General features: G+C 61.4%; 1 protein-coding gene. It reads right to left on the bottom strand.

Going from position 1 to position 720, the window contains the following annotated elements:
* Positions 1 to 720: PstC family ABC transporter permease (locus A3730_RS08205; RefSeq protein WP_197477369.1), on the bottom strand; the 720-nt coding region annotated here is incomplete at both ends.

The following is a 720-nucleotide window of genomic DNA, read 5'->3' on the forward strand; positions in this document are numbered from 1 at the left end:
GCTTGGCCACCGTGCGCACCCGCTTGCTTGCGTACTCTGCCAGGTAGATAGCTGACATCAGGCCCACCGGCACTGCCACCAACAGGGCAATGGCCGAGATCAGCATGGTGCCCATGAACAACGGCACCGCACCAAAAGCGCCTCCGGATGCCACCTGGTCAGCGCGCAGGGCAGTCTGCGGGCTCCACTGCAACCCGAACAGGAAGTCCGTCACCGGCACCTTGCCGAAGAAGCGGATGGATTCGAACAGCACCGACATGACGATGCCCACGGTGGTAAGAATGGCCACCGTGGCGCAGAGCATGAACAGCGTCTGCAGCACACGCTCTACCTGCTGGCGGGCACGCAGTTGTGGTGACACTTTCAGCCAGGCCCAGGCACCGCCGAACATGCACAACACAATGACTACCACCGTCAGCGCCATGGCGCTGGTCTGGCGTAATGACTGCAGATGTTCCGCCGCTGCCGCGATGGGCGGCTCCACGAAATTGACAGGCAGCGCACCACTGGCAACGTTCTGGATTTTGCTGAGCGTCAGGTTATAACTGGACGCATCCGTCGGCTGCAGTTCCGCCGGCAAACTGGCCAGCACCTGCTGACGAATGATGCTGTCATCAAATGCCAGCCACAGCCCCAGCACCACCAATGCTGGCAGTGCACACCACATGGCCGAACGCATGGCGAAATAGAACGGCAACGAGTGCAGGTGGCGAATGCCGC

It is taken from the genome of Alcanivorax sp. HI0044 (genome assembly GCF_001634945.1).